This window comes from Streptomyces albus subsp. chlorinus, from assembly GCF_013302895.1.
Classification (GTDB): domain Bacteria; phylum Actinomycetota; class Actinomycetes; order Streptomycetales; family Streptomycetaceae; genus Streptomyces; species Streptomyces chlorinus.
This window is the reverse complement of the sequence record NZ_VJOK01000001.1, coordinates 2,265,177-2,268,085: the sequence shown is the minus strand read 5'-3', so window position 1 is coordinate 2,268,085 and position 2,909 is coordinate 2,265,177. Positions and strand designations below refer to the sequence as shown.

The following is a 2,909-nucleotide window of genomic DNA, read 5'->3' as shown; positions in this document are numbered from 1 at the left end:
CGCGCCAGCACCCCGGTCACCCCGTCCTCGACCGAGTCGCGCAGCCCGGGGATGTCGAAGCCGAGCGCGGGGGTGCCCCGCGCCGCGGCCTCCGTCACCACCAGGCCCCACCCCTCGACCAGCGAGGGGTGCAGCAGCAGCCAGGCCCGGCACAGCAGCCGGTGCTTCTCGCCCTCGCTGATCCGCCCGGTGAAGGTGACGTCCGGGCCCGCCATCGCCTCCAGCGCCGGCCGCTCCGGACCGTCACCGACGACGACCAGCCGGCCCCCGGTCACCGGCCTCACCCGCTCCCACAGGCGCAGCAGCAGATCGACCCGCTTGTACTCCACCAGCCGCCCCATGGCCAGGAACAGCGGCTCGGGCGCCTCGGGGTGCGGCGGCCCGGGCTCCTCGACACCGTTGTGGACGATGCGGATCTCCTCCTCGGGCACCCCGATCCGCGTCAGCGCCCGCGCCGTCGAACCGGAGACGGCGACCTTGAGGTTGCCCCGGTGGTTGCGGGCCAGCGCCCAGTGTTCGAGCCGCCGTCCCAGCCGCGCCGCGGGCGCCGGATAGCGCATGCCCCACAGGTCGGTGTGCACATGGTTGACGAGGCACAGCGTCGGCCCGCTGTGCCACAGGGGCGCCAGGTACGGCATGCCGTTGCAGACCTCGACCAGCAGGTCGCAGCCGCCGACCTGGCGGGCGAAGGCGCGCGGGGCCCGCAGGAAGTGCGCGGCGTCGCCGCCCGCCGACACGACGCGGTAGTCGCGGTAGGCGGCCGGGCCGCCGCACAGCAGGGTGACCTGGTGGCCGTGGTGGGTGAGCCCCTCGGCGATCCGGTCGATCAGCAGCTCGGAGCCGCCCGCCGCCGGATTGCCCAGGTCGCGCCGCGCCAGGAAGACGATGCGGCGGGGGGACCCTGGCTCGGCCGGACGCCGTCCGCGCGGGGCGGATCCCCCTTCGCCCGTGGGGGAGGGCGCGAGGGCGGCGTGCGAACCGTGTGGGGGGACCAGGGAGGGTCGTACGTGCTGGGGCATCGGTGCTCCAACTCGTCTCGGGGTGCGGGAAGGACGAACCTTGCGCGTGGGTGCCGGGCGGTGCGGCGGGGTGGTGCGAGGGGGTGGTGCCGGTGGTGCGGAGGGTGCGCGGCACGTGCCGCCGGCGGTCGCTGCCGGGGGTGGTGCCCGGGCGGTGCGGTGGGGGAGTTGTGCGTCGGTCGCGGGGGACGGGTGAGGGCTTGCGGAGGCCGTGCGCGGAGGATGTGCGGGGCGGTGCACGTCGGAGGCTCAGTGTTCGCCGCAGCGTTCCCGGGTGGCTACTCACCGAAGTGACAATTTTCCGCGGGAACCGGGTCGGCGGTTCATCACTTCGCGCTCGGCCCGGAGTTCAACCCTCCGCACCGGCCGCGCTCTTGGGCCGGCGCCCCCTGGCGACCAGCACGGCTCCCGCCGCCGCGCACACTCCGCCCGCCGAGACCGCGCCGACGGGTGCCGTGGTGCCGACGGTGCGCAGCCGCGCGTTGTCGTCCTCGGCCAGTGCCACGGCCTCCCGCTGGGTCCTGTCGGTGAACTCCAGCTTGTCGCTCTCCAGCAGCGTCACCTTGTCGGTCTTTCCGCCGGGCGCGCGCAGCACCATCTTCGGGCCGGTGGCCGCGTACAGGATGCGCCCGGTGCGCTGGTCCACGATGAAGTCCAGGCCCGCGTTGGAGTACCACTCCTCCGCGTTGACCTGGCCGCTCCGGGGCCGGTCCACCAGCACCCCTGGCACCTGCCGGGTGCCCGCCCGGGTGGGCGGCACCGTGCCGGAGAAGCGCAGCCCCTCGTGGCCGTGCACCTTCGCCCTGCCCTTGTAGTGCAGCGGGACGGTGGCGCCCAGGCTGGAGTCCCACCAGGAGTAGTCGCGCTTCTCCACGTCGAACGGCCACTTCAGATAGGCCTCGCCCGCGATGTTCCTGGGCCGCGCCGCGCAGCAGTTCACCGGGCGGTTGGTCTTCCGGTCGGTCACCAGGCGTTCGGTGGTCCACTGGAAGGACTTGCGCGGGTCGTCCAGCTTGCGCGTCTTGGGGTTGTCGATGGTCTGCGAGACCTGCCACACGGCGCGTCCGGTCCTCTCACCGGCCGCGACGTCGCCCAGGACGCGCCGGGTGACGGTGAGCTTCTGGCCGCTCTTCTCCTTGAGTTCCTGCTGGTCGAAGTATGTGCCCCGGCCCGTGAACACCGAGGTGATGTTCACGTCGGTCGGGGTGCGCTCGGCCCGTGGTTCGACGTACCAGGCGAGCATCGGGGCGAGCACGAGCAGGAAGACGCCGAGGCCCAGCAGGACGAGGGCGTAGGGCGATGCGGTACGGCGCATGAGGGGGCACTCCGGGGTGGTCTCGACCCGCGCCCGGTGGCGGGGCCTGCGGCAGGTGCGGCGCTACGACGGGAAGTGCACGTGCGGGCCGGTCCGTCCGGCACGGTGAGGGGAGGGCGCACCCCGGAGGAACCGAGGCGCCGGGGAGAGCGGCGGGAACGGGATCTACCGGGATGTCGCCTGGACGGTCCGTATGGGCCGGAAACCGTAGGCCGTCCCTTGACACCGAGTCAATGCCCACCGACACTCAGCAACTCACAGCACTACGCAAGGAGTTGGCTCCAGGGGCGGGGCCGTCGCACCGAGCCGCCACGTGCTCTTGTGGCACGCGGGGCCGGCCCTCACGGCACCGACGAAGAGAGGTTCGCCTCCGCCATGCACAGACTCCTCGCCGCCGCGCTCACCTGCGTGGTCGCCGCCGGCCTCGCCGTCGGCGCGGGATACGGCATCGTCGCGGTACTCGACGCGACCCCCGAGCAGCCCAACGAGCCGCTGGTGCACTTCCACTCGTCCCCCGAGGAGATCCCCGGGCTGGGCTCCTCCGCGCTGCCCTCGCCGTCCTCGGGCGGCCCGGC

3 protein-coding genes are annotated in these 2,909 nt (G+C 73.6%); 1 reads left to right on the top strand and 2 read right to left on the bottom strand.

Annotation, left to right across the window (positions count from 1 at the left end; translation table 11 throughout):
- Positions 1-1,019, bottom strand: a 1,019-nt coding sequence (locus FM076_RS10255; RefSeq protein ID WP_173874643.1) for a glycosyltransferase family 4 protein, incomplete at its 3' end; no start/stop codon positions are given.
- Positions 1,020-1,368: 349 nt separating this feature from the next.
- Complete coding sequence (locus FM076_RS10250) at positions 1,369-2,334, bottom strand: DUF3068 domain-containing protein (protein WP_173869647.1); 966 nt, start codon at positions 2,332-2,334, stop codon at positions 1,369-1,371.
- A gap of 375 nt (positions 2,335-2,709) precedes the next feature.
- Between FM076_RS10250 and FM076_RS10245 the strand changes: the two genes are divergently transcribed.
- The coding region (locus FM076_RS10245) for a hypothetical protein (protein WP_173867891.1) at positions 2,710-2,909 on the top strand (200 nt) is incomplete at its 3' end.

What these genes read in the sequence shown, in the direction of transcription:
- FM076_RS10250 (WP_173869647.1), bottom strand. Translation starts at nt 2,334, where the DNA reads ATGCGCCGTACCGCATCGCCCTACGCCCTCGTCCTGCTGGGCCTCGGC.